The organism is Gordonia sihwensis NBRC 108236, assembly GCF_000333035.1.
Lineage (GTDB): Bacteria > Actinomycetota > Actinomycetes > Mycobacteriales > Mycobacteriaceae > Gordonia > Gordonia sihwensis.
Genome location: NZ_BANU01000029.1, coordinates 19,427 through 40,920 on the forward strand (window position 1 = coordinate 19,427; position 21,494 = coordinate 40,920).

At 67.6% G+C, this 21,494-nt stretch carries 21 protein-coding genes; 13 read left to right on the forward strand and 8 right to left on the reverse strand.

Annotation, left to right across the window (positions count from 1 at the left end; all coding sequences use genetic code 11):
- Positions 1 to 51 precede the first annotated feature (51 nt).
- The 4 genes from GSI01S_RS15445 to GSI01S_RS15460 form a co-directional block, all read right to left on the reverse strand.
- The gene (locus GSI01S_RS15445) at positions 52 to 1,041 is read right to left on the reverse strand and encodes a siderophore-interacting protein (RefSeq protein WP_006897539.1); all 990 of its coding nucleotides are present in this window, start codon (positions 1,039 to 1,041) and stop codon (positions 52 to 54) included.
- Positions 1,042 to 1,064: 23 nt separating this feature from the next.
- Positions 1,065 to 2,108, reverse strand: coding sequence for a FecCD family ABC transporter permease (locus GSI01S_RS15450; RefSeq protein WP_006897540.1), 1,044 nt, complete (start codon positions 2,106 to 2,108; stop codon positions 1,065 to 1,067).
- Positions 2,105 to 3,088, reverse strand: coding sequence for a FecCD family ABC transporter permease (locus GSI01S_RS15455; RefSeq protein WP_231650041.1), 984 nt, complete (start codon positions 3,086 to 3,088; stop codon positions 2,105 to 2,107). Before GSI01S_RS15455 ends, GSI01S_RS15450 begins: the two co-directional genes overlap by 4 nt.
- 62 nt (positions 3,089 to 3,150) lie before the next feature.
- Positions 3,151 to 4,170, reverse strand: a complete 1,020-nt coding sequence (locus GSI01S_RS15460) for an iron-siderophore ABC transporter substrate-binding protein (RefSeq protein ID WP_039867848.1) — start codon at positions 4,168 to 4,170, stop codon at positions 3,151 to 3,153.
- 175 nt (positions 4,171 to 4,345) lie between these two features.
- Here GSI01S_RS15460 and nagE point away from each other — a divergent pair, with 175 nt between their 5' ends.
- Positions 4,346 to 6,412 (forward strand): N-acetylglucosamine-specific PTS transporter subunit IIBC, encoded by a 2,067-nt coding sequence (gene nagE / locus GSI01S_RS15465; protein ID WP_006897543.1) that lies wholly within the window; start codon positions 4,346 to 4,348, stop codon positions 6,410 to 6,412.
- 216 nt (positions 6,413 to 6,628) lie between these two features.
- Here the strand turns inward: nagE and GSI01S_RS15470 are convergent, their stop codons facing one another.
- A complete protein-coding gene (locus GSI01S_RS15470; RefSeq protein WP_006897544.1) occupies positions 6,629 to 7,258 on the reverse strand; it encodes a phosphoribosylanthranilate isomerase in 630 nt (209 codons plus the stop codon).
- A 101-nt stretch (positions 7,259 to 7,359) separates the two neighbouring features.
- On the opposite strand from GSI01S_RS15470, the gene GSI01S_RS15475 reads away from it, so the two are divergent.
- The 9 genes from GSI01S_RS15475 to GSI01S_RS15515 all read left to right on the forward strand — a co-directional run bounded on the left by GSI01S_RS15475 (position 7,360) and on the right by GSI01S_RS15515 (position 17,042).
- Positions 7,360 to 7,977: a TetR/AcrR family transcriptional regulator gene (locus GSI01S_RS15475; RefSeq protein ID WP_006897545.1), complete on the forward strand. Its 618-nt coding sequence runs from the start codon at positions 7,360 to 7,362 to the stop codon at positions 7,975 to 7,977.
- A gap of 50 nt (positions 7,978 to 8,027) precedes the next feature.
- Complete coding sequence (locus tag GSI01S_RS15480) at positions 8,028 to 9,185, forward strand: acyl-CoA dehydrogenase family protein (RefSeq protein ID WP_006897546.1); 1,158 nt, start codon at positions 8,028 to 8,030, stop codon at positions 9,183 to 9,185.
- 37 nt (positions 9,186 to 9,222) lie between these two features.
- The gene (locus tag GSI01S_RS15485) at positions 9,223 to 10,623 is read left to right on the forward strand and encodes a YibE/F family protein (protein ID WP_006897547.1); all 1,401 of its coding nucleotides are present in this window, start codon (positions 9,223 to 9,225) and stop codon (positions 10,621 to 10,623) included.
- 47 nt (positions 10,624 to 10,670) lie between these two features.
- Positions 10,671 to 12,926 (forward strand): MMPL family transporter, encoded by a 2,256-nt coding sequence (locus tag GSI01S_RS15490; protein WP_006897548.1) that lies wholly within the window; start codon positions 10,671 to 10,673, stop codon positions 12,924 to 12,926.
- A gap of 9 nt (positions 12,927 to 12,935) precedes the next feature.
- Positions 12,936 to 13,556 (forward strand): TetR/AcrR family transcriptional regulator, encoded by a 621-nt coding sequence (locus GSI01S_RS15495; protein ID WP_006897549.1) that lies wholly within the window; start codon positions 12,936 to 12,938, stop codon positions 13,554 to 13,556.
- Between the two features lie 113 nt (positions 13,557 to 13,669).
- Entirely contained in the window at positions 13,670 to 14,359 is a 690-nt protein-coding gene (locus tag GSI01S_RS15500) for a hypothetical protein (RefSeq protein ID WP_006897550.1), read from the forward strand.
- A gap of 8 nt (positions 14,360 to 14,367) precedes the next feature.
- Complete coding sequence (locus GSI01S_RS15505) at positions 14,368 to 15,909, forward strand: serine/threonine-protein kinase (protein WP_006897551.1); 1,542 nt, start codon at positions 14,368 to 14,370, stop codon at positions 15,907 to 15,909.
- A gap of 117 nt (positions 15,910 to 16,026) precedes the next feature.
- A complete protein-coding gene (locus GSI01S_RS20350) occupies positions 16,027 to 16,188 on the forward strand; it encodes a hypothetical protein (RefSeq protein WP_006897552.1) in 162 nt (53 codons plus the stop codon).
- Entirely contained in the window at positions 16,185 to 17,042 is an 858-nt protein-coding gene (locus GSI01S_RS15515) for an SDR family NAD(P)-dependent oxidoreductase (RefSeq protein ID WP_006897553.1), read from the forward strand. The genes GSI01S_RS20350 and GSI01S_RS15515 overlap by 4 nt, the downstream gene beginning before the upstream one ends.
- 22 nt (positions 17,043 to 17,064) lie before the next feature.
- Here GSI01S_RS15515 and GSI01S_RS15520 read toward each other — a convergent pair whose 3' ends face one another.
- The 3 genes from GSI01S_RS15520 to GSI01S_RS15530 all read right to left on the reverse strand — a co-directional run bounded on the left by GSI01S_RS15520 (position 17,065) and on the right by GSI01S_RS15530 (position 19,185).
- Complete coding sequence (locus GSI01S_RS15520; RefSeq protein WP_006897554.1) at positions 17,065 to 17,913, reverse strand: alpha/beta hydrolase; 849 nt, start codon at positions 17,911 to 17,913, stop codon at positions 17,065 to 17,067.
- Positions 17,914 to 17,917: 4 nt separating this feature from the next.
- Complete coding sequence (gene aqpZ, locus GSI01S_RS15525; RefSeq protein WP_006897555.1) at positions 17,918 to 18,697, reverse strand: aquaporin Z; 780 nt, start codon at positions 18,695 to 18,697, stop codon at positions 17,918 to 17,920.
- Positions 18,698 to 18,771: 74 nt separating this feature from the next.
- Entirely contained in the window at positions 18,772 to 19,185 is a 414-nt protein-coding gene (locus tag GSI01S_RS15530; RefSeq protein WP_006897557.1) for a hypothetical protein, read from the reverse strand.
- 112 nt (positions 19,186 to 19,297) lie between these two features.
- Between GSI01S_RS15530 and GSI01S_RS15535 the strand changes: the two genes are divergently transcribed.
- The 3 genes from GSI01S_RS15535 to GSI01S_RS15545 are packed head-to-tail and all read left to right on the forward strand — an operon-like array spanning position 19,298 to position 21,473.
- Entirely contained in the window at positions 19,298 to 20,269 is a 972-nt protein-coding gene (locus GSI01S_RS15535) for a pirin family protein (protein WP_006897558.1), read from the forward strand.
- Entirely contained in the window at positions 20,266 to 20,718 is a 453-nt protein-coding gene (locus GSI01S_RS15540) for a MarR family winged helix-turn-helix transcriptional regulator (RefSeq protein WP_006897559.1), read from the forward strand. The genes GSI01S_RS15535 and GSI01S_RS15540 overlap by 4 nt, the downstream gene beginning before the upstream one ends.
- A complete protein-coding gene (locus tag GSI01S_RS15545) occupies positions 20,715 to 21,473 on the forward strand; it encodes a pirin family protein (protein ID WP_006897560.1) in 759 nt (252 codons plus the stop codon). The genes GSI01S_RS15540 and GSI01S_RS15545 overlap by 4 nt, the downstream gene beginning before the upstream one ends.
- The last annotated feature ends 21 nt before the right edge of the window (positions 21,474 to 21,494 follow it).

Here is a 21,494-nt window from a genome sequence, read left to right on the forward strand (position 1 = left end):
GCCTGTTCCGTCTGTCCGACCATCCGCGGGCGGACCGAGCAGTTCCGCCCGTCATCCCTTCATCGCCACTCCCTCGCGCCAGTACCCCATGAAGGCGACCTGCGCGCGCGGAATCCCCAGGTCTTTGACCAGTCTGCGCCGCAGCGTGGTGACGACGCGACTCTCGCCCGCGATCCAGTAGTACGCCTGCGCCGCCCTCCCGTCACGACCCGTCTCGTCATGGCCCGTCCCGTCATGGCCCGAACCGGCATGGATCTCCTCGCCGAGTCCGGAGAAGGTCGGCGTCTCCCAGACCAGCGCGTCCGTGTCGGGTGCGTCGACGGCACCGTCCAGGTCGCCCGCGGACTCACCCAGATGACCCAGGACAGCCGCATGCAGCCGCACTCCCTGTCCCGCTCCCTCGCGCGGGAGCCAGTGCACCGCGACGCCCTCGGGCGCATCGATCGGCAGCGCGTCGTCGGGCTCGGGGATCTCGATGTAGGCCGCTCCCGCCAGATCAGCGGGCGCGTCCTCAAGAATGCGGGCGATCGCGGGCGCGGCCGTCTCGTCGCCGGCCAGCAGCACACGTTCGGCCGCGCCCGGCATGTACTCCACTCCGCCGCCGTCGAGTCGCCCGCGGCGCGGTCCCACGATCAGCAACTCGTCTCCCACCGCCGCCGCTGCCGCCCACGACGAGGCCGGTCCGGTCTTGTCGGGCGCCAAGTGCAGGACGAAGTCGACGTCGAACTCCGTCGCGCCGCCGTCGTCGATCCGGAGGTCACGGATCGAGTACGTGCGCATCGCTCCCCTCCGGTCCTCGGGAATCGCCAGCCAGTCCTGATACCAGGTGTCGGAGTCGGACAACTCCGGGAGCTCACCGGCGGCCGGAGGGAAGATCAACTTCATCCGCTGGTCGAATGTGGCGCCGGGATTGCCGAACCCGGTGAGGCCGGCCCCGGTGAACGTGATACGGACGAAGTTCGGCGACAGCCGCTGCACGGCGCCGACGGCGGCACGCGTGACGCACAGCGGCGGCAGCGGGGTGGTCTCGGCGACAGGCATGGATCTCCAATCGGTGCGGTCGGCTACATCGACGAGCCGGCGCGGTTGACACGGATGAGCAGGTAGATGAGGAAGGGCGCACCGAGGACACCGGTCACGACACCGACCGGATAGCGGTGGCCGAGCGCGTATTGACCGACCAGGTCGCCCGCCAGTACCAGGGTGGACCCCACCAGCGCCGACGGGATCAGCGGTGAGGAACCGGGGCCGACGAGCCGGACCGCGATGGGGCCGGACATGAACGCGACGAAGGAGATCGGACCGGCCGCCGCGGTTGCGAATGCCAACAGCAGCACGGCTCCGAGGATGAAGACCAGACGCGCGGCATCGACGCGAGTGCCGAGACCTGCGGCGGAATCGTCACCCAGGGTGAGCACCGCCAGGTTCCGCGAGTTGACGACGAGTGCCGGCAGCAGCACCGCCATCGCGGCGGCCAGCGGCACCAGTTGCGGCCAGGAGGCGTCGGCGAGGCTTCCGGTGAGCCACTGCAACGCGGCCGCCACATCCCACTGCGATGCCTTGGCCAGCACGTACGAGACGAGGCTGCTGAGCATCGCCGCCACGCCGATGCCGATGAGGATCAGGCGTGTTCCGGCGAACCCTCCGGCGATCGACAACCCGTACACCGCCCCCACGGTGAGCAGTGCACCGACCAGCGCGGCCACCGACACCGCCGGTCCGGTGAGTCCGAAGACCACGATCGCGCCGACCGCCGACGCCGACGCACCCCAGGAGATCCCGATGATGTCGGGCGAGGCGAGCGGATTGCGCAGCAGAGACTGAAAAGTCACCCCGGCCAGACCGAAGGCGGCGCCGGTGAGCAACGCCGTCGCCGCTCGGGGAAGTCGCAGCTCGCCGACGGTGAACGAGGCGCCCGGAACCGTCTGCCCGCTCAGCACGCGCAGGACGTCGCCGAGCGGATAGAAGGTCTTGCCGACCATCAGACTGACGAACAACAGCCCGATCACAGTAAGAGCCAACACCCCGGTCACGAGCCGGGCGCGCCGAACCCGTGCACGACGGCCGGCGAAGAGGTCGAAGGCGGGAGATTCCGTCGCGGCGGTCACAGCGCACGCACCCGCTGACGACGAACTATCCAGATGAACACGGGCGCTCCGATGAGCGCCGTCACCACGCCGACGTCCACCTCGCTCGGTCGGGCCACGAGCCGGCCGACGACGTCCGACAGCACCAGCAGCCCGGCGCCGGCGAGTGCGGAGAAGGGCAACAGCCATCGGTGGTCGGCGCCGATTGACGCGCGGCATGCGTGAGGCACGAGCAGGCCGACGAATGCGATCGGACCGGCGATGGCGGTGGCCGCACCCGCGAGCACGACCGCCGCGATCCCGGTCACCAGACGAGTGCGGAACACGTTCTCCCCCAACGCTGTCGCGACATCGTCGCCGAGTGACAGAGAATTCATCCCGCGAGCGCATCCGAGCATCACGATCGCCCCCGCCGCGAGGAAGGGCGCGACCACACCGATGCGGTGCCAGTCCGCGCCTCCGACGCCGCCGACCTGCCAGTGCTGGAACTTCTGCATCACGTCGACGCGAGGGAGCAGGACTGCGCTGATGAGGCAGGTCAGCGCGGCGGCGGTGGCCGCGCCGGAGAGGGCGAGCTTCAGCGGCGTCGCACCGCCGAAGCCCATGGAACCGACCGCGTAGACGAAGACCGCGGTGGCGAACGCTCCCGCGATCGCCACGGCGATGTACCAGTAGGGGTCGGACATCCCGAAGGCCACGATGCCGGTGACGACGGCGAGCGAGGCGCCCGTGGAGATCCCGAGGATGCCGGGATCGGCCACCGGATTGCGAGTCACGGCCTGCATACCCGCGCCCGAGAGAGCGAGGGCCGCGCCGACCAGCATCGCCAATACGGTGCGCGGAATCCGTTTGAGCACCGCGGCTTCGGCGATGCCGTCCGATCCGCCGGTGAGCGCGCCCCAGATCTCTGCTGGACTCACCGCGCGTACACCGAAGGCCACCGAGACACCGAACAGGATGACGAGGAGGAGCGCGCCCGCGATCAGACTCCCGATTCGCACCCCGACGCCGCGAGCCGCCGATCGGTCCGGGACAGTGTCCCGTCGGGTGGGCGCGACCGCGGTCACTTGTCGGTCAGTCCCGCGGCCAGAGTGGAGAAGTAGTCGTCGATGCCCCACGGGATCGACAGCGGCGACGGATTCGCCATGGCGGCCAGCGGGGTCGCGTCCTTCAAGATCGCGACGTGCCCGGCAGCGATCGCGGGGATCTTCGACAGCAGCGGGTCGGCCTTCAGCCGCGCGACCGTGGAGTCGTCGCCGTAAGTCACGACCAAATCGACGTCACGGAACCGTTCGGCCTGCTCGGCACTCTCCTCGACGTAGAACTCGTCGGTCCCCGCGCTCTTCGCGGCCACCTCCGCCGGCGGCGCCATTCCGACGCTGTCGAGGAAGCCCTGCCGAGTGTCGTGCGTCGTGTAGAAGCCGATCTTGCTCAGATCGGTCGGGTCGAGGTACGCGAACATCACCTTGCGCCCCTTGAGCTCGGGATGCTTGTCGAGGGAGCCGATCACCTGACCGGTGAGCTTCTCGATCAACCGATCCCCCTCTGCTTGGAGCCCGATCGCTTTGGAGTTCATGCGGACCATGTCCTGCCAGGACGTGCCCCACGCGGTCTTCGGGTAGGCCACCACGGGTGCGATCTTCGAGAGCTTGTCGTACTCCTCCTTCGAGAGCCCCGAGTACGAGGCGAGGATGACGTCGGGCCGCGTGTCGGCGACCGCCTCGTAGTCGATGCCGTCGGTTTCGTCGAACAATTCCGGCGTCGGTGCACCGAGTCGCTTGAGTTCGTCCTCCACCCACGGCAGCACACCGTTGCCGTTATCGTCGCCCCACGCCGCCTTGCTCATGCCTACCGGGACCACGCCCAGCGCCAACGGCACCTCGTGATTGGCCCACGCGACGGTCGCCACACGCTCCGGCTTGCTCTCGATGGTCGTGGTTCCGTACACGTGCTCCACCGTCACCGGGAATCCTGCGCCCCCGGCACCCGATGATCCCGCCCCGTCGCCGGAGGAAGAACAGGCCGCCAGCGAGACGGTGAGGGCGGTCGCGAGAACGAGGCCGAGCAGTCGGCGAGGTGACATCAGCAGCACTTCCGAATTGTCGAATTAGGTCAGCCTATTATTGGCTAGGCTTCCCTAATGTAACAGGCCCGGTCGTTGGCTCAGAACAGGCCCGTGACCCGCGACACTCGGGTTAAGGTCCATCCGAACGCCCCGTCAGTTCGCATGTCTCACGACCGAATGGGAGCCCACCGAGATGATGAAATTCCTGCAGAACCTCGGCAAATCGATCATGCTGCCGGTGGCCGTCCTGCCGGTGGCGGCGATCCTCGTCGGTATCGCCAACTGGATCATCGGTATCAACGACGACAAGCCGAACGTCGTCACCTCGTTCCTGCAGACCGCGGGCCTTGCGGTGCTTTCGAACATGGCTCTGCTGTTCGCGGTCGGCGTGTCGATCGGTATGGCCCGCAAGTCCGACGGCACGTCGGCGCTCGCCGGTCTGGTGTCGTGGCTGGTCGTCACCAGTCTGCTGGCGCCCACGTCGGTGATGACACTCCTCGGCCGCGGGTACACGACGTCGATCGCCGAAGAGGGCGCGACCATCACCGAGGGCCAGAAGCTCGTCATGGAGAACGGCCATCTGGCGATCCAGACCCCGGACGTCAACGAGGCCTTCGCACCCGGAGCGTTCCAGAACGCGTTCATCGGCATCCTGTGCGGCATCATCGGTGCGCTCTGTTACAACCGCTTCAAGGACGTCAAGCTGCCCGACGCGCTGTCGTTCTTCTCCGGCCGCCGGTCGGTGGCCATCGTGACGGCGGGAGTCTCCCTGATCGTCGCGCTCATCCTGCTGTTCATCTGGCCGCTCGTCTACAGCGGCCTCGTCTGGTTCGGTGAGCACATCGTCGATCTCGGCGCCGTCGGCACCGGGCTCTACGGCTTCTTCAACCGGTTGCTGATTCCGTTCGGACTGCACCACGCTCTGAACTCGGTGTTCTGGTTCGACGTAGCGGGGATCAACGACCTGAACAACTTCCTCTCGGGTGAGGGCACGTTCGGCGTGACCGGTCAGTACATGACCGGGTTCTTCCCGATCATGATGTTCGGCCTTCCGGGCGCCGCGCTCGCGATGTACACCACCGCGAAGACGACGCGGAAGAAGATCGCCTACGGCATCCTGCTCTCCGGCGCGGTCTCGTCGTTCTTCGTCGGCGTCACCGAACCGCTCGAGTTCGCCTTCATGTTCCTGGCTCCCTTCCTCTTCGTGATCCATGCGGTCTTCATGGGCATCTCGATGGCGATCTGCCAGCTTCTTCCGGTCCGAATGGGCTTCGGCTTCTCCGGCGGCTTCGTCGACTTGGTGCTGAACTGGAAGAACCCGATGGCCGAGAATCCCTGGATCATCATCGTGCTGGGCATCGGTTGGTTCTTCGTCTACTTCCTGGTGTTCCGGTGGGTGATCCTCAAGTTCCAGCTCAAGACGCCTGGGCGCGAGGACGACGAACCCGTCGACGCCGATGACGAGGGAGGCGTCTCAGCCGGGTTCATCGGCACCGCGGCCAAGTTCATCGACGCTCTCGGCGGCAAGGCCAACATCCTCGAACTCGACAACTGCGCCACCCGTCTGCGCATGGAGATCGACGACACGGGCAAGGTCGACGATTCCGCGCTCAAACGGGCCGGAGCTGCCGGCACCATGAAGCCCGGCGGCCATTCGGTGCAGGTCATCTATGGACTCAACGTCCAGTTCGTCAAGGACGCGATGGAGAAGATCATGTCCGGCGAGGTGGATCCGACGGCGGTCGAAGCCGCGGTGGAAGCAGTGGACGAGGCCGAGGCTGCCGTCGCCGAGGCGGAGGCCGAGGAGGGTGCCGCGCACGACGGCTCGACCGCCGTCCTGACGAAACCGGCAGCGAAGGTCATCACTCTGCAGCGCCCGCTCCAGGGGTACGCGGTCGACCTCTCGGAGGTCCCGGACAAGACCTTCTCCAGCGGCATGATGGGGCCGGGCGCGGCCGTCGTCCCCACGTCGGGCGAAGTGGTGGCCCCCGCAGATGCGACCGTCGTGACGGTGTTTCCCACCGGTCATGCCATCGGACTCCGACTAGAGGACGGCACGGAGGTGCTGATTCACGTCGGCCTCGACACCGTGAAACTCAAAGGCGACGGGTTCGAACCACTCGTGAAGGCCGGCGACACGGTCAGCGCCGGACAGCCGATTCTCAACGTCGATCTGGCCAAGATCCAAGCCGCGGGCTTCGCCACCGTGACCCCGGTGGTCGTCATGAACGACAAGTCCGCGACCGTCGAACTGACCTGACGGAGACCGCCGCGCGTGCTGGAATCATGCGCGGCGGCGGGTGCAGGTTCTGAGCTTGTCCGGCGTGGTGGATGGTGTTCAGGCGCCAGGGGTGGTCGGTGGTGGCTGGTCGCCAGGCCATGCGTCCGGCATCGGGCCCGTGGTCAAGCCGTCTTTACCTGACTAACTGAAAGCTATCACCCGGGCGTGACAGAGATCACTGACGGCCGGCACGACTCACCTTCGCGACTTCGCCGCCTCGACGAACCTGCTGATCGCGGCCAGATCCTTGACGCCCGGCGCGGACTCGACGCCACTGGACACATCGACACCCCACGGGTGCGCTTGAGCGATCGCGTCCGCGACGTTGTCCGGAGTGAGTCCGCCCGCGAGCAGCCACTGGCCCGACAGTCCGCGGTCAGTGAGCATCGACAGATCCCAGCGCTCCCCCGACCCCGGCTTCGGCGCATCGAGAAGCAGCCGCTCCTCCCCGTACGCTCCGACCGTCAACGGCGGCTCGTGCACCAGCGATGTCGCGCGCCAGATCCGGCCGATCCCTTCCGCCGCCGCACGAAAGTCCGCTTCTCCGTAGCGACGCCCGTGCAGTTGCAGAACGTCGAAGCCGAGGTCGACGGCCAGGGCCGCGGCATCGACCGCGGGCTTGTCGTTGACGACGAGAACGATGTCCAGGCCGGGCCCTCCCGCGCTTCGTCCAGCGCGCACCACCGCGCGCGCCCGGTCGCGATCGACGGCACGGGGACTCGTCTCGTTCATCACCACACCGATCGCATCGGCTCCGGCCGAGACCGCCGCACCGACAGCATCCTCCGACGTCAGGCCGCACACCTTCACGTACATGCCGTCCATGCTAGCCACCGGGCGATTAGGTGACCGGCCGGTAACCCGTGCTACAGTGCGATAGAAATAAGCGATCGCTTAGAAATTTCCCGGCGGAGCGGAGGTCAACCATGGCGAAGCACTCGGCCGTCGACCCCGACGAACCGACGACCAAGTCCGAGCAGACGCGCAAGCGTCTCCGCGAGGGCGCGATGGCGTCCTTCTCCGAACTCGGTTTCCACGGCACGGGAACCCGGCACATCGCGACTGCCGCGGGAATGAGTCCCGCCGCGGTCTACGTGCACTACAGCTCGAAAGAGGAACTGCTCTTCGAGATCTCGCTCGCCGGCCACGAGGCGATCCTCCGGATAGTGCGCGATGCCGCGGCGGGCACGGACGATCCCGTCGAGCAGTTGCGCCGCTTCATTCGCGAGTTCGCGATGTACCACGCCGACCGGCACGTGAGCGCCCGCGTGGTGAACTACGAGCTCCGCGCACTCGAGCCCGACCACCGTGCGCAGATCGTCGACCTGCGCAAGCAGATCGAAGACGTGCTCGCGGCGATCCTCCACCGCGGCATCGACCAGGGAGTCTTCGACACTCCCGATCCGCGGATGGCGGCAGTTGCGATCGTCGGCAGCAGCGTCGACGTGGCCCGTTGGTTCCGCGACGGCGGCACCTGGTCGACGACCCAGGTGGCCGACTTCTACGCGGACGCCGCACTCCGCATAGCCGGAGCCAAGTCCTGAAACACCCGCAGCCCTACCCGCTGTGACCCATCGAAGAAGGAGGTGGCGCGATGCGCCGCGAAATCTACACCGAGGACCATGAAGCTTTCCGGGAGACGATCCGGGCGTTCATCGAATCCGAGATCGTGCCCGTCTACGACGAGTGGCTCGAGAACGGCATCGTGCCGCGCGACTTCTACCTGAAGATCGGCGAGCTCGGCGTCTTCGGCATCGAGGTGCCCGAGGAGTACGGCGGCGCGGGCGTGGACTCGTACAAGTACGAGGCCGTCCTGACCGAGGAGATGGCCCGCGCCGGCGTCAGCCTCGGCGGCTCCGCGGCACACATCCCGCTGTGTCTCCCTTACCTCCTCAAGCACGCCAACGAGGAGCAGAAGAAGCGCTGGCTGCCCGGCATGGCGTCCGGCGAGACCATGTTCGCCATCGCGATGACCGAGCCCGGCACCGGCTCCGACCTCGCGGGTATGCGCACCACCGCGAAGCTCTCCGAGGACGGCAGCCACTACGTCCTCAACGGCGCCAAGACCTTCATCACCGGCGGCGTCAACGCCGACCGCGTGATCGTCTGCGCACGCACCTCGGCTCCGAGCGAGACCGATCGCCGCTTCGGCATCACCCTCCTGGTCGTCGACACCAAGTCGGAGGGCTACGCCGTCGGACGCAAGCTCGACAAGCTGGGTCTGCGCACCTCCGACACCGCGGAGCTGTCGTTCACCGACGTCAAGGTCCCCGTGGAGGACCTCCTCGGCGAGGAGAACCAGGGCTTCTACTACCTCGGACAGCACCTGCCGCGCGAGCGCCTCTCGATCGCCGTCGGCGCGTACGCGCAGGGTGCGGCGGCGATCCGCTTCGCCAAGGAGTACACGCAGGAGCGTCAGGTGTTCGGCAAGCCCGTCGCCGCGTTCCAGAACACCAAGTTCGAGCTGGCCGCGTGCAAAGCGAAGGTCGACGCGATGGAAGCGGTCGTCGACCGCGCACTCGAGGCCTACGACAAGAACGAGCTGACCGCCGCCGATGCCGCGTCCGCGAAGCTGTTCTGCACCGAAGCCGCGGCCGACGTGATCGACCGCTGCCTGCAGCTGCACGGCGGCTACGGCTACATGAACGAGTACCCGATCGCCCGCCTGTACGCCGACAACCGAGTCAACCGGATCTACGGCGGTACCAGCGAGGTCATGCGCTCGATCATCGCCAAGGACATGGGTCTGTAAGGGGACATCCGACCTCCGACGCTCTAGTCTCGGGCGCGTGAGCCATCGACTGCCCGAGCCGGAGCCGAGAGACGACCCACCGCCGCGTGCGGAGCGACGCCGAAAGGCCGACGTTCCGCACGCGGCGGCGCATTCCGGCCATTCGCACGGCCATCATCACGGCGGCGGCGACCTCCCGGGCCAGCTGACTCGCTACGCGAAACCGGTGGTGATCGGACTGCTGTCCGTCGCCGCACTCGCCGTCGGCATCGGGATGATCGTGCTGTGGCCGGGCCACGCCGACCGCCCGATTCCCATGCAGTTCCGATCCGCCACGGGCGGTCCGATCCAGGTGTCCGATGCCGAGGTGATCTCGCAGATCAAGGCCGACTGCTCGTCACCGGCGACGGGCGTGGCGTCCGCGGAGTTCCCCACCGTCCCGACCACCGGTGGCCCGTGCCGGGCGTCGATCCTCAAGCTGACGTCGGGCCCTGACTCCGGGCGCTACACGGTCCTGATGATCGCGACGAACGCCGCTCAGTCTGCGGACGTCCCCGGTGCGCCGGCGGCCGACCCAGCCACCGCAGACGAACCACAGCCCGGGCAGCCCACGCTTGAGAAGGGCGACGCGATCCGCGTCAGTGCGATGCCTGGCCCGGACGGCCGCGCCCGCTACGGCTTCTACGACTACCAGCGGGGAACCGGCATCATCGTCTGGGCCATCGCCTTCGTGCTCGCGATCATCGCCGTCGCGACGTGGCGCGGCGCCCGCGCGATCGTCGGTCTGATCGTGGCCTTCGTGGTCCTCGGCTTCTTCACTCTGCCATCGATCCTCGACGGGCATTCCGTGGTCGGCGTGGCGGTGGTCTCGGCGGCCGCGATCCTGTTCGCCGTCCTCTATCTCGCGCACGGCTTCAATCTGCGGACCAGTTCGGCTCTGCTCGGCACGCTGGCCTCACTCGTCCTCGCGACCGTCCTGAGCCGTCTGGCGATATCGACGATGAGTCTCACCGGACTGTCTGCCGAATCAACCGCCAATCTGCAGTTCTACCAGGGCACCATCTCCCTCAACGGACTGCTGCTGGCCGGATTCGTGATCGGCACCATCGGAGTCCTCAACGACGTGACGATCACCCAGGCGTCGGCGACCTTCGAGCTCGCCGCGATTCCGGGACAGACCCGCCTCGGCGCATTCCGCTCGGCGATGCGCGTCGGGCGGGACCACATCGCCTCGACGGTGTACACGCTCGTCTTCGCCTATGCGGGCAGCGCCCTGCCCCTGCTCCTGTTGTTCTCGGTGGCGGCTCAGCCCTTCAGCTCACTGATCACCAGCGAGGAAGTCGCGATCGAACTGGCGCGCGCCTTCGTCGGCGGCATCGCTCTCGCGGGCAGCGTGCCGCTCACCACCGCGATCGCCGCCGCACTTGTGAGGCCGGGCGCACAGGCAACGGAGAAGTGAACGAGTTCACCTTGCACGGAAAGTGGTACTGACTAACAATCGTTAGCATGTCATCGATTCTCTACCGCGTCGGACGGTTCTCATTCCGGCACAAATGGTGGGTGCTCGCCACCTGGGTGGCCGCGCTTGTGATCGTCGCGGGAGCCGTCGGCGCACTGCAGCCGAAGTTCGCGCAGGACTTCGACCTGCCGGGCACGGACGGCGGCGTCGCGATGGAGCAGCTTCAGGAGAACTTCCCCGCGCAGAACAAGCAGCAGGAGGAACCGTCGACGATCGTCGTCGTCGCGGCGGACGACGGTCTCGCCCGCCATGCCGACGAGATTCAGTCGCTGGTCGCCGACCTCAAGACGCTCGACGAGGTTGACGCCGGGACGGTCTTCGACCCGCTCGCCGTCGCGGCCGCCAAACCGGAGATGGCCTCCGCCGTCATCGGCGACGGCGGCAAGATCGGGCTGATCAGCGTTCACCAGAAGATCAATCTGATGGACGTGGACGTCGCGACCAAGAATCAGCTGCTCGACGTGCTGGAGAAGCATCGCGGCGACGGCCTGAAGGTCGAGGCCACCGGCGGCGTCATGTCGGCGCAGGAGCCCGCGGGCAAGGCCGAGCTGATCGGCTTCGCCATCGCCTTCGTCATCATGATCATCGCCTTCGGCGCGCTCATCGCGGCCTTCATCCCGTTGGTGACCGGCATCGTCGGCGTCGGACTCACGATGATGCTGGTGACTCTCTCAGCCGAGGTCCTCTCCATCAATCAGGCCGCCACGGCGATCATCACCATGCTCGGAATCGCGGTCTCGATCGACTACGCACTGTTCATCGTCTCGCGCTACCGGTCCGAAGCCGCGCGAGGCGGTGACCGAGCCGACGCCGCGGGCCGCGCCGTCGGCACCGCCGGATCTGCGGTCGTCTTCGCCGGCCTGACGGTGATCATCGCGGTGGCCGCCCTGATGGTCATCGGTATCCCGATCATCACCCAGATGGGCCTCGGCGCGGCCGTGGCCATCCTCGTCGCCGTCCTGGCCGCGCTGACCTTCATTCCGGCGCTGCTGGGCGCCTTCGGTCGCTTCGCCTTCACACCCCGGATTCCGTGGATCAGGCACGCCGAGGAATCGAAGGACTCCGACTCCCTCGGAGTCAAGTTCGGCCGGACTCTGGTCAACAAGCCGATTCCGTTCGTCGTCGCCGGCCTCGCGATTCTGATCGTCGCGGCCATCCCGATCAAGAACATGACCCTCGGTATGGACACCGTCACCGACGACCAGGTGGCCGGACAGGAGTTGATGGCGAAGGGCTTCGGCGCCGGTGTCGCAGGTCCGCTGGTGGTGGTGATGCACACCGACGAGGGCACCATCGACGCGGCGGCGAACACCGCCGTCGCCAAGATCAAGGCGCTGCCCGGCGTCGCGGCGCCGGAAATGGTGTCCTGGACCGGCAATGGCCCGTCCCCGCAGAACCCGAACGCGGGCGCGGATTCGGCGATGATCATCGTCACGCCGCTCAGTTCGCCGTCCTCGCCGCAGACCCACGACCTGGTCGAGGCCATCCGCGACACCTCCGGGGCGGTCGAGGCACAGGGAGCGGAGATTCATGTCGGCGGCCAGACGGCGATCATGTCCGATCTCTCGGCGAAGCTCGACAAGGCACTGATCCCCTACCTCGTCGTCGTGGTGGGTCTGGCCTTCCTGATCATGATCGGGGTCTTCCGCTCCATCTGGGTTCCGCTGATCGGCACCATCGGTTTCGTGTTCTCGATGCTGGCGACGTTCGGCATCACCACGGCCATCTTCACCGACGGCACCTTCGGCCTGATCGACCACACCAAGCCGCTGCTGTCGTTCCTGCCGATCTTCCTGATCGGCGTCGTCTTCGGCCTCGCGATGGACTACCAGGTGTTCCTGGTGACCCGCATGCGTGAAGAGTTCATTCACGGCATGAGCGCGAAGGACGCGATCGTCGCCGGCTACCGCCACGGCGCCCGCGTGGTGGTGTCCGCCGCAGTCATCATGATCAGCGTCTTCGCCGCGTTCATGCTGTCGCCGGACACGACCGCCAAGATGATGGGCTTCGCCCTCGCGATCGCCGTCTTCTTCGACGCCTTCCTCGTCCGAATGGTCATCGTTCCGGGCCTGCTGGCGTTGCTCGGCAACCGCGCGTGGGGTCTGCCCCGCTGGCTCGACAAGCTGGTCCTCAACTTCGACATCGAAGGCGAGAAGGTCCGCGACCGCGGCCTGCCCTCGACCGAGACACCGGTGGCGGTGGGCGGCAACAGCCCCGAGCCGAGCCCGAGCGGGACGGCATAGAGTACGGACATGAACGACAATCCGACCGCCGCGGCCCCGAGGACCTCCTCGGGGCCGCGGCCCGGTTTACGCGAACGCCAGAAGGCCCGGACTCGGGCCGACATCCGGGCGGCAGCACTCGAGCTCTTCGACCGGAACGGCTACGAGGCGACCACCGTCGCGCAGATCGCCGAGGCGACGAATGTCTCGCACACCACGTTCTTCCGCTACTTCCAGTCGAAGGAACAGGTCATCATCAGCGACGACCTGGATGACGAGCGCGACGCGATCCTCCAGGAGATCCCCGCCGGTCTGAGCCACTTCGGTCTCGTCCGCGAACTCATCACGCGGATGTACCGGATCGCGGAGAAGGACGAGTGGGCGGCCAATCCCGAACGGCTCCGGATTCTGCACAGCGAGCCGAGCCTGCGCGCGACGTACCAGTTCGAGTCCGACCGCGTGATCTCAGCGGCGACCGACTACTTCGCCGACTATCTCGGCGTCGCGCACGACGATTTCCGGCTCCGCGTGTTCGTCTCCGCAGTCTCCGGAGTGATGTTCCATCTCACCGACATCACCCGCACCGGCCTGGCCTCACTCGACGAATGCCTCGCAGCCCTCGACCTGATGGAGCAGGGGCTGCCGGTCTGACGGGTCGGCTGGGGGTCGGCTGATGGGGCTCCGGCTACCCGGTGCGGTCGGCGCCCCGCTCGAGACCGGTATCTCGGCCGCGTCCGCAGTACGCTGAATCCGTGGGTGGCGTGATGGGTGCGATCGGACACTACTGGTGGTTGATCTTCGTCTTCGGCGGAACGATCGGCGGTGCCGTACGTGCGCTCGGGGCATGGAACGAGCGTCGCGCCGAGCGACGGCTCGAGCGCTACCGCCTGCGGCAGGAGGCCAAGGTCGCGCTCGCCCGGGCCCAGAGCCGGGCCCGGGTGGATGCCGAATCGCTCGAGCGCGATCTGCGTCGCGCGGTCACCGAGCACCAGACCACCGACGATCGATGGTTCGGGTACGAGACGGATCTGGCGACCATCCTCGACTACCCGATGCTCGTCGACCTGCGCGAACCGCTGACCGCGGAGTTCCATCGCGCGCGCAGCCGCGCCGAACTGCTGCGTCCGTCTCCCGACGACACCTCACCCGAGGCCGTCGAACGCTATCGCGACGCCGTCCACGATTACGCGACAGCACTCGACGTGGCCGAGAAGGAGGCGCGCAGGCGCAGGCGCGGCGATTTCAATCCGGCCGAGCAGGAACGTCTCGCCCGTGCCCAGCGGCTGCTGAATCTGGCGGGCGACGAGGCTGCGAGTCCGCAGGAACGACAGCAGGCTTATGCTCGGGCGCGGCGGGAACTCGACGGGCTGATCGACCTCCCCGCGGCCGGCGCCGCGGAATTGGAGCAGCGGCTGCGCGTCGCATTGGAGGGACCGGCCCGCCCCGACAGTTGAGGACGCCGATGACCAGTGCTGACCGATCCGATTCGACCATCGGGCCGTATCGGCTCGTCCGACTCCTCGGCCGCGGCGGGATGGGCGAGGTGTACGAGGCGATCGACACTGTCAAGGACCGGACGGTGGCACTCAAACTCCTACCTCCCGGCCTCGCCGGCGACGACGCCTTCCGAGCGCGCTTCATGCGCGAATCACAGACCGTCGCCAGGCTGAACGACCCGCACATCATTCCGATCCACGACTTCGGTGAGATCGACGGTCGGCTCTTCCTCGACATGCGGATCGTGCACGGTCGCCACCTCCGCGCGCGGATCGACGACGGTCTGCGCGATCCCGGCCTGGCCGTCCATGTGATCGAACAGGTCGCTGCGGCGCTCGACGCCGCACACGCCTCCGGTCTGCTGCATCGAGACGTGAAGCCCGAGAACATCCTGCTCGACGGCCGGGACTTCGCGTACCTCGCCGATTTCGGACTCGCCCAAGCCGCCGGTCAGACTCGTCTCACGTCGACGGGAATGGCGATCGGTTCGTTCGCATACATGGCGCCCGAACGGTTCGGCTCCGAGACTCCGGTCAGCCCGCGCAGCGACGTGTACGCCTTGGCATGTGTCCTGTACGAGTGCCTCACCGGTTCCACGCCCTATCCGTCGACGAGCATCGAACAGGTCATCGCCGGCCACCTGAGCCGTCCGGTGCCACCGACGGGCACACCGTTCGACGCCGTCATCGCCGCGGGCACCGCCAAAGACCCGGCCGACCGAATCGCGTCCGCGGGTGCGTTCGCCGCTGCCGCCCGAGCGGCCCTGACCGGGCAGCGCCCCGCGGCGCCGATCCCCGCGGCACCGATTCCCGCGGCACCCATTCCCGCGCACGCGCCGACAATGGTCGCTCCGAAACCGGTGCCGACACCGACGACCGCACCGCGATCGAACCGCGCCCGAAACGGCGTCATCGCCGCCGGCGTGGCCGCCGTGGTCCTCCTCGCCGCTGGGACGATCGCCTGGCTCTACTCGTCTGGAACCGGCGGTCCCGATACGGCCGCGGCGACCAGCACCCTCAAGCCCGCGCCGGTCACCCAGACTGCGACGGTCGGAGGCACGGGGACGGTCGGAGGCACGGGGACGGTCGACGGCACGGGCGATCGATCGGAGTCCACACTGACCGAATCGGCTCACGCGGAGCCGACGCCGGTCGACGAAGTCAGTCCCGTCCCCGGCCTCGGCGCCGGAGATCTGGGCCTGCCGACACCCATCAGCCGGCCGTCGTGCAACGGGCAGGCCGTCACCGTCGTCTACAACGCGGTCACGCCGGGTGCATATGCGGCTGAGATCGCCGCGGCGCTCGCCCGGTACCCGGGTGCCTCCTATCTGCGTACCGATCACTCCTGCGCATCGCTCAAACAGTCAGAGAACGGGAACCCCGTCTACGCCGTCTACTACCCCGGTTCGTCACCGGCCGCCGCATGCGCCACCACCTCGCGCCTCGGCGGCGGAGCATACACGCGACGTCTCGATGACGTGACGCCCGTCGGTACCGACATCTGCTGAGGAGTCAGCGCGTCACCGATTCACCGGAACCCGCCACGACCTGCGGCGATGCACACCGGCCCGACTCGAGTCGCCGACCGGTCGAAGGCGTTCACCTTGAGGCGTTACCATCCTGCTGTGCTGGAAGATCTCAACAAGAAGGCCAAGAAGGCCGGACTCCACGTCGCCGACGCGAAGAAACGTGACCGTTACAGCATCCGAAAGGTCAAGAACGGCAAGCTCGTGGCCAAGAATGTCGACGCCGAGGAAGCTCTCCGAGTCATCAAGCAGTACAAGTGAATCCGATGTTGCACGCCGTCCGTAGCGCCCTGTTGAATCCGCCGCAGACCCTCGATGAACTCCGGCACATGCTCGGTGGGCGGCAGCGCGACCTGCACGGCGCCACCGTCGTCATCACCGGCGCTTCCTCCGGGATCGGTGAATCCGCGGCGCGGCTGTTCGCAGCGCGCGGCGCCACGGTGATCACCGTCGCACGACGGCCCGATGCTCTCGACGCGGTATGCGACTCCATCACCGTCGACGGCGGCACGGCCTTCCCGGTCACCGCGGACCTCTCGGATCCCGACGACGCCAAACGCCTCGCCGACGAGATCCTCGCGCGGTTCGGCGTCCCCGACATCCTCATCAACAACGCGGGGCGCTCCATCCGCCGATCAGCCCTCGACACGGTGGAGCGCTTCCACGACTACCAGCGCACGATGGCCCTCAACTACTTCGGGCCGGTCCAACTCGTTCTCGGTCTGCTGCCCGCGATGGTCGAGGCCGGGCGCGGACACATCATCAACGTCGTCGCCTGGGGTGTCAGTGCCGGCGCGATGCCCAAGTTCAGCGCGTACCACGCGTCGAAGGCCGCGCTGGCCGCCTTCGGCCGGTCGCTCGACGCCGAGTGCCGGGGCACCGGAGTGGCTGTCACCAATGCCGGTTTCCCGCTCGTCCGCACTCCGATGATCGCACCGACCGCCGACTACGCCGACGCCCCCGCTCTGACCAGCGATGAGGCAGCGGCCTGGCTGATCCGCGCCGCCGACACCCGGCCCGCGGAACTCTATCCCCGGTACGCCCTGGTGCTGCGCGCCGTGGCCGCCGTGTCACCGCGGCTGGCCGGTCGGCTGACCGCCGGTCTCGGAATCTGACGGCTCGCGCGGCCCGCGTCGGTCAGTCGGGCGGCGTCCGGCCCTCGGGACGGTGCGCTGCGATCCACTCGGTCACATCGCGCAGAACGGCGTCGTGCTCGGGCTCGTTGAAGATCTCGTGTGCGAGTCCGTCGTAGATCTTCACTGTGACGTCGCCGCCGGCGAGCCTCCCGACCATTCGGGTACCCTCCGGATTCGCGAGCCTGTCGCCGCCGCCGTGCAGCGCGAGCGTCGGCGTCGTCAGACTCGGCAACCGATCCGGGAATGTGGCCATCGTCGAGATGAGGGCGCCCCCGAGACCCGCCGGGATCTTCCCGTGCCATACCAGCGGATCGGCCTCATACGCTGCGACCACATTCGGATCGCGGCTGACCGCCGACGCGGGCAGTGCGGTAGCCGGCAGTCGCGGCACCAGCCTGCCGATCACCGGGGCCAGCCTGACCATGAAGCCGGGGAGATCGTCGCCCGGCACGAGTGCGGCCCCCGACAGCACCAGCCCGTCCAGAACGCCGGGATGCTCGAGCGCGTAGTCGAGTGCGATCGCGCCGCCCATGCTGTGCCCGATCAGGAAGGTGGGGCCGTCGCCGCGGTCGGTCTGCTCGATGACCGTGTGCAGGTCGCTGGTGAAGTCGCGGAAGTCCGTCACCCCGAGCCGTCTCCCGCCCGATCTGCCGTGTCCCGCATGATCGGGAGCGACGACCACGTAGCCGAGGTCGGTGAGCCTTTGCGCGACGTGCCGATAACGTCCGGCGTGCTCCCCGAGACCGTGCGAGATGATGACGACGCCCACCGCCCCGGACTCGGGACGATGGACGTCGTAGACGATCGAGACGCCGTGGACGCCTGCCACGGACAGCGTTTGAGATCTCACTCCATCATTCTGCGTTACGCCGAGTGCCGACCGCGAGCTTTCCGTTCTCGAACAGCAGCGGATACAGCACGCCGCCGATCAGGCCGCCGATCAGCGGAAACACGAAGAACGCCCACAGCTGGCCGGGCGCGCCGTCGCCGTTGAAGAACGCCACACCCATCGACCGCGCGGGATTCACCGAGGTATTCGAGATCGGGATCGAGATCAAGTGGATCAGGGTCAGCGTGAGGCCGATCGCCAACGGGCCGAAGCCCTTCGGCGCGCGACCGTCGGTGGCGCCCAGGATGACGATGATGAAGAAGGCGGTGAGCAGCACCTCCGCGATCGCGACCGCGGCCAGAGAGTAGCCGCCGGGAGAGTGATCGCCGAAGCCGTTCGCCGCCATGTTTCCGGTCGCGTCCCAGCCGGGCTTGCCCTGTGCGATACCGAATATCGCGGCACCCGCGATCAGACCGCCGACGAGCTGCGAGATCCAGTATCCGGGGACGTCGCGCCACGGAAGTCGCCCGCCGACTGCGGCCCCGAGAGTGACGGCGGGGTTGAAGTGCCCGCCGGAGATGTGACCCACCGCGTACGCCATGGTGACGACCGTGAGACCGAAGGCCAGTGCGACGCCGAGGAAGCCGACGCCGACCTGGATCTGCATCACGTCGCCGCTGTCGTTGGTGGCGTCCGCGACCTGTTTTGCGGCGAATACCGCGGTACCCGCGCCGCCGAATACGAGCCAGAATGTTCCGAACAGTTCAGCCAGCCATTTGGCCGGAGTGGAGACGGATTCCGTCATAGGGCCCTCCTCGTTCGATGTCCCCTTGTCGGGCGACACTACGAGATCTCGGCCACAATCGGACGAATCGTGTTTCAGCTGAGACCAATTCGCGATGCGATGCCCCGGCCCATCGCCTCGATCGTGTGCCCCGCGTTCTCGATCATCTCGATCGGCCGGAACGCCGGTTCCGCCACGGCGACGATGGTCTCGACACGTCCGACGACCTTCTCCAATCGCACCACCACGGCGGCCATCCGGCCGACGGTCTCGTCGACCTTCGAGAGGGTGGTGTTGAGCTCGTCGAGGGTCACGTTGAGCTTCTCGATCGTGGAGTCCAGACCGTCGATCGTCTTGCCCATCGAGCCGAGCACCGGCCCGACATCGCCGAGGATGCCCTCTACCTGATCCACCGTCTGATCTGCGTTGAGAGCGGCCTGAGCCAACTTCCGCAGACGCTGACGATCTCCGCCGCGGGACGGGCGGTCGACGATCGGATTGATAGCCATGACTGCGAGTATGACGGGTTCTTCGCGGAGATGGAACAAATCTCGGCACGATGGCGTTTCAGATGAGTGAAGTCGTTCAAATCTGAACTACTCATCCGATCAGGAGGACGCCATGCCCGCCGTCACCGCAGACACCTCGACCCTGCCTCGACTCTCGGAGACCACACCGACCAGCACCGACCGCACCGTCACCGGCATCACCACCGGCCCCCGCGGCTACGAGGGCGAGGGCTTCCCGGTGGTCCGCGCCTTCGCCGGAGTGCCCGCGCATCGCCTCGACCCGTTCGTTCACATGGACCAGATGGGCGAGGTGGAGTACGAGCCGGGCGAGCCGCGCGGCACCGACTGGCATCCGCATCGGGGATTCGAGACGGTCACCTACATGATCGACGGCCGTTTCCAGCACCAGGATTCCACCGGCGGCGGCGGGCTGATCGAGAACGGCGCCACCCAGTGGATGACGGCGGGCTCGGGCATCCTTCACATCGAGACCCCACCGGCGGAGCTGGTCGAGTCCGGCGGTGCCTTCCACGGCATCCAGCTCTGGGTGAACCTGCCCGCAGCCGACAAGTTCCTGACCCCGCAATACCAGAACCTCGAGGGCGGACAAGTCGAGTTGCTCGCCTCCTCCGACGGCGGCGCACTGGTGCGCATCATCGCCGGCGAGATCGACGGCCACCACGGTCCCGGGTCCACCCACACACCGATCACCTTCGCCCACGCAACCGTCCAGCCCGGGGCTCGGCTGTCGGTGCCCTGGCGCACCGACTTCAACGCGCTCGTCTATGTTCTCTCCGGGCGCGGTCGGGTCGGCGCCGAACAACGCCCCATCGAGGGCGGACAACTCGCGGTGCTCGGCGCCGGCGATCGGATCGCCGTCTCAGCGGACGCCGCTCAGGACTCGAACCGCCCGGCTCTGGAGGTCCTGCTGCTCGGCGGTCGGCCCATCCGCGAACCCGTCGTCCAATACGGACCGTTCGTCATGAACACCCGGCAGCAACTGATCGAGGCGATGGAGGACTACCGGGCCGGACGATTCGGCCTCATTCCGCCGAACGCCCTGATGCCGCACGTTGCACGATGACCGATCCAGCCGCCCGGGCGGCGTGGCGACTGTTCATCGAGAACTCCGCTCGACTGCAGACCGAACTCGACCGGCGACTGCGATCGTCCGCGGGCATGTGTCTGGCCGACTATCACGTGCTGCTCCTGCTGCACGAATCTCCCGACCGCCGACTGCGGATGAACGAACTCGGTCGGCGCATGGTGTTCTCCGCGTCGCGGCTGTCGTATCAGGTGGACGTCCTCTGCCGTCGCGGCTGGCTGCGCCGGGAGAACGCCGCCGAAGACCGTCGCGGCAGCTATGCGGTCATCACCGAGGACGGTGCCGCGGTATTCGAGGCCGCGGCACTCGTCCACGCGGCCGACGTCGACGAACTGTTCTTCCATGCCATCGGCGACGGCGACGCCGCCGCGCTCGCCGGTGTGATGCGCCGCCTCGCCGACCACCTCGACCGAAATGAGAACCGATGACTGTCACCGTGATTCCCGCCGCCGATCGCCATTTCTGGGCCAACGAATGGCTCAGCTCCCGGCAGTCGTTCCCGGGAACGGGCAACTTCGACATCTTCGCGAACGCACACGGCGTGCTCGCGATGCACAACGACGACGTCGTGGATCCCGGCGAAGGACTCGACGCCCATCACCACCAGAACATGGAGATCGTGACCTGGGTGGTCGAAGGCTCGCTCATCCATCGGGATTCGCACGGTCACACGGTCACTCTCGAAGCGGGTCAGGCCGGAGCCATGACGGCCGGGCGGGGCATCACCCACTCCGAGCGCAACGCCGCCTCGCGCGCGTCGGGGCGACGCCTGCGGGTGATCCAGATGTGGGTGCCACCGCATGCCGATGAACTGGAACCCGACCACGGCTACCGCGACTTCGGCTCCCGGCTTGCCGCGGGCGACCCGGTGGTCGTGGCGTCCGGACGACCGCAGCACGCCGGATCCGACGCGTTGACGATCGCCAACAGGTACGCCGCCCTGCACGTCGCGCGCCCGCGTCCGGGACGGGCGATCACCCTGCCGGCCGCCCCGTTCGCCCACCTGTTCGTCGTGCGCGGCGAGGTCTCCGCGAGCAGCCGCGAGCTCCCCCGGGCCCCGATCGCCGAAGGGGACGCCGTGCGGTTCACCGACGGCGGCGAGGTCACGCTGGAAGCGAGCACCGACGCCGAGATCCTGTACTGGGAGATGCACGCGAGCTTCGACGCGGCTCGTCCGGCGTGAGAACGGCCCGCGTGCCATCCT

What these genes read in the sequence shown, in the direction of transcription:
- GSI01S_RS15545 (WP_006897560.1), top strand. Translation starts at nt 20,715, where the DNA reads ATGACTGTCACCGTGATTCCCGCCGCCGATCGCCATTTCTGGGCCAAC.
- GSI01S_RS15445 (WP_006897539.1), bottom strand. Translation starts at nt 1,041, where the DNA reads ATGCCTGTCGCCGAGACCACCCCGCTGCCGCCGCTGTGCGTCACGCGT.
- GSI01S_RS15480 (WP_006897546.1), top strand. Translation starts at nt 8,028, where the DNA reads ATGCGCCGCGAAATCTACACCGAGGACCATGAAGCTTTCCGGGAGACG.
- nagE (WP_006897543.1), top strand. Translation starts at nt 4,346, where the DNA reads ATGATGAAATTCCTGCAGAACCTCGGCAAATCGATCATGCTGCCGGTG.
- GSI01S_RS15495 (WP_006897549.1), top strand. Translation starts at nt 12,936, where the DNA reads ATGAACGACAATCCGACCGCCGCGGCCCCGAGGACCTCCTCGGGGCCG.
- GSI01S_RS15460 (WP_039867848.1), bottom strand. Translation starts at nt 4,170, where the DNA reads ATGTCACCTCGCCGACTGCTCGGCCTCGTTCTCGCGACCGCCCTCACC.
- GSI01S_RS15490 (WP_006897548.1), top strand. Translation starts at nt 10,671, where the DNA reads ATGTCATCGATTCTCTACCGCGTCGGACGGTTCTCATTCCGGCACAAA.
- GSI01S_RS15470 (WP_006897544.1), bottom strand. Translation starts at nt 7,258, where the DNA reads ATGGACGGCATGTACGTGAAGGTGTGCGGCCTGACGTCGGAGGATGCT.
- GSI01S_RS15535 (WP_006897558.1), top strand. Translation starts at nt 19,298, where the DNA reads ATGCCCGCCGTCACCGCAGACACCTCGACCCTGCCTCGACTCTCGGAG.
- GSI01S_RS15540 (WP_006897559.1), top strand. Translation starts at nt 20,266, where the DNA reads ATGACCGATCCAGCCGCCCGGGCGGCGTGGCGACTGTTCATCGAGAAC.
- GSI01S_RS15505 (WP_006897551.1), top strand. Translation starts at nt 14,368, where the DNA reads ATGACCAGTGCTGACCGATCCGATTCGACCATCGGGCCGTATCGGCTC.
- GSI01S_RS15530 (WP_006897557.1), bottom strand. Translation starts at nt 19,185, where the DNA reads ATGGCTATCAATCCGATCGTCGACCGCCCGTCCCGCGGCGGAGATCGT.
- GSI01S_RS15500 (WP_006897550.1), top strand. Translation starts at nt 13,670, where the DNA reads ATGGGTGCGATCGGACACTACTGGTGGTTGATCTTCGTCTTCGGCGGA.
- GSI01S_RS15475 (WP_006897545.1), top strand. Translation starts at nt 7,360, where the DNA reads ATGGCGAAGCACTCGGCCGTCGACCCCGACGAACCGACGACCAAGTCC.
- aqpZ (WP_006897555.1), bottom strand. Translation starts at nt 18,697, where the DNA reads ATGACGGAATCCGTCTCCACTCCGGCCAAATGGCTGGCTGAACTGTTC.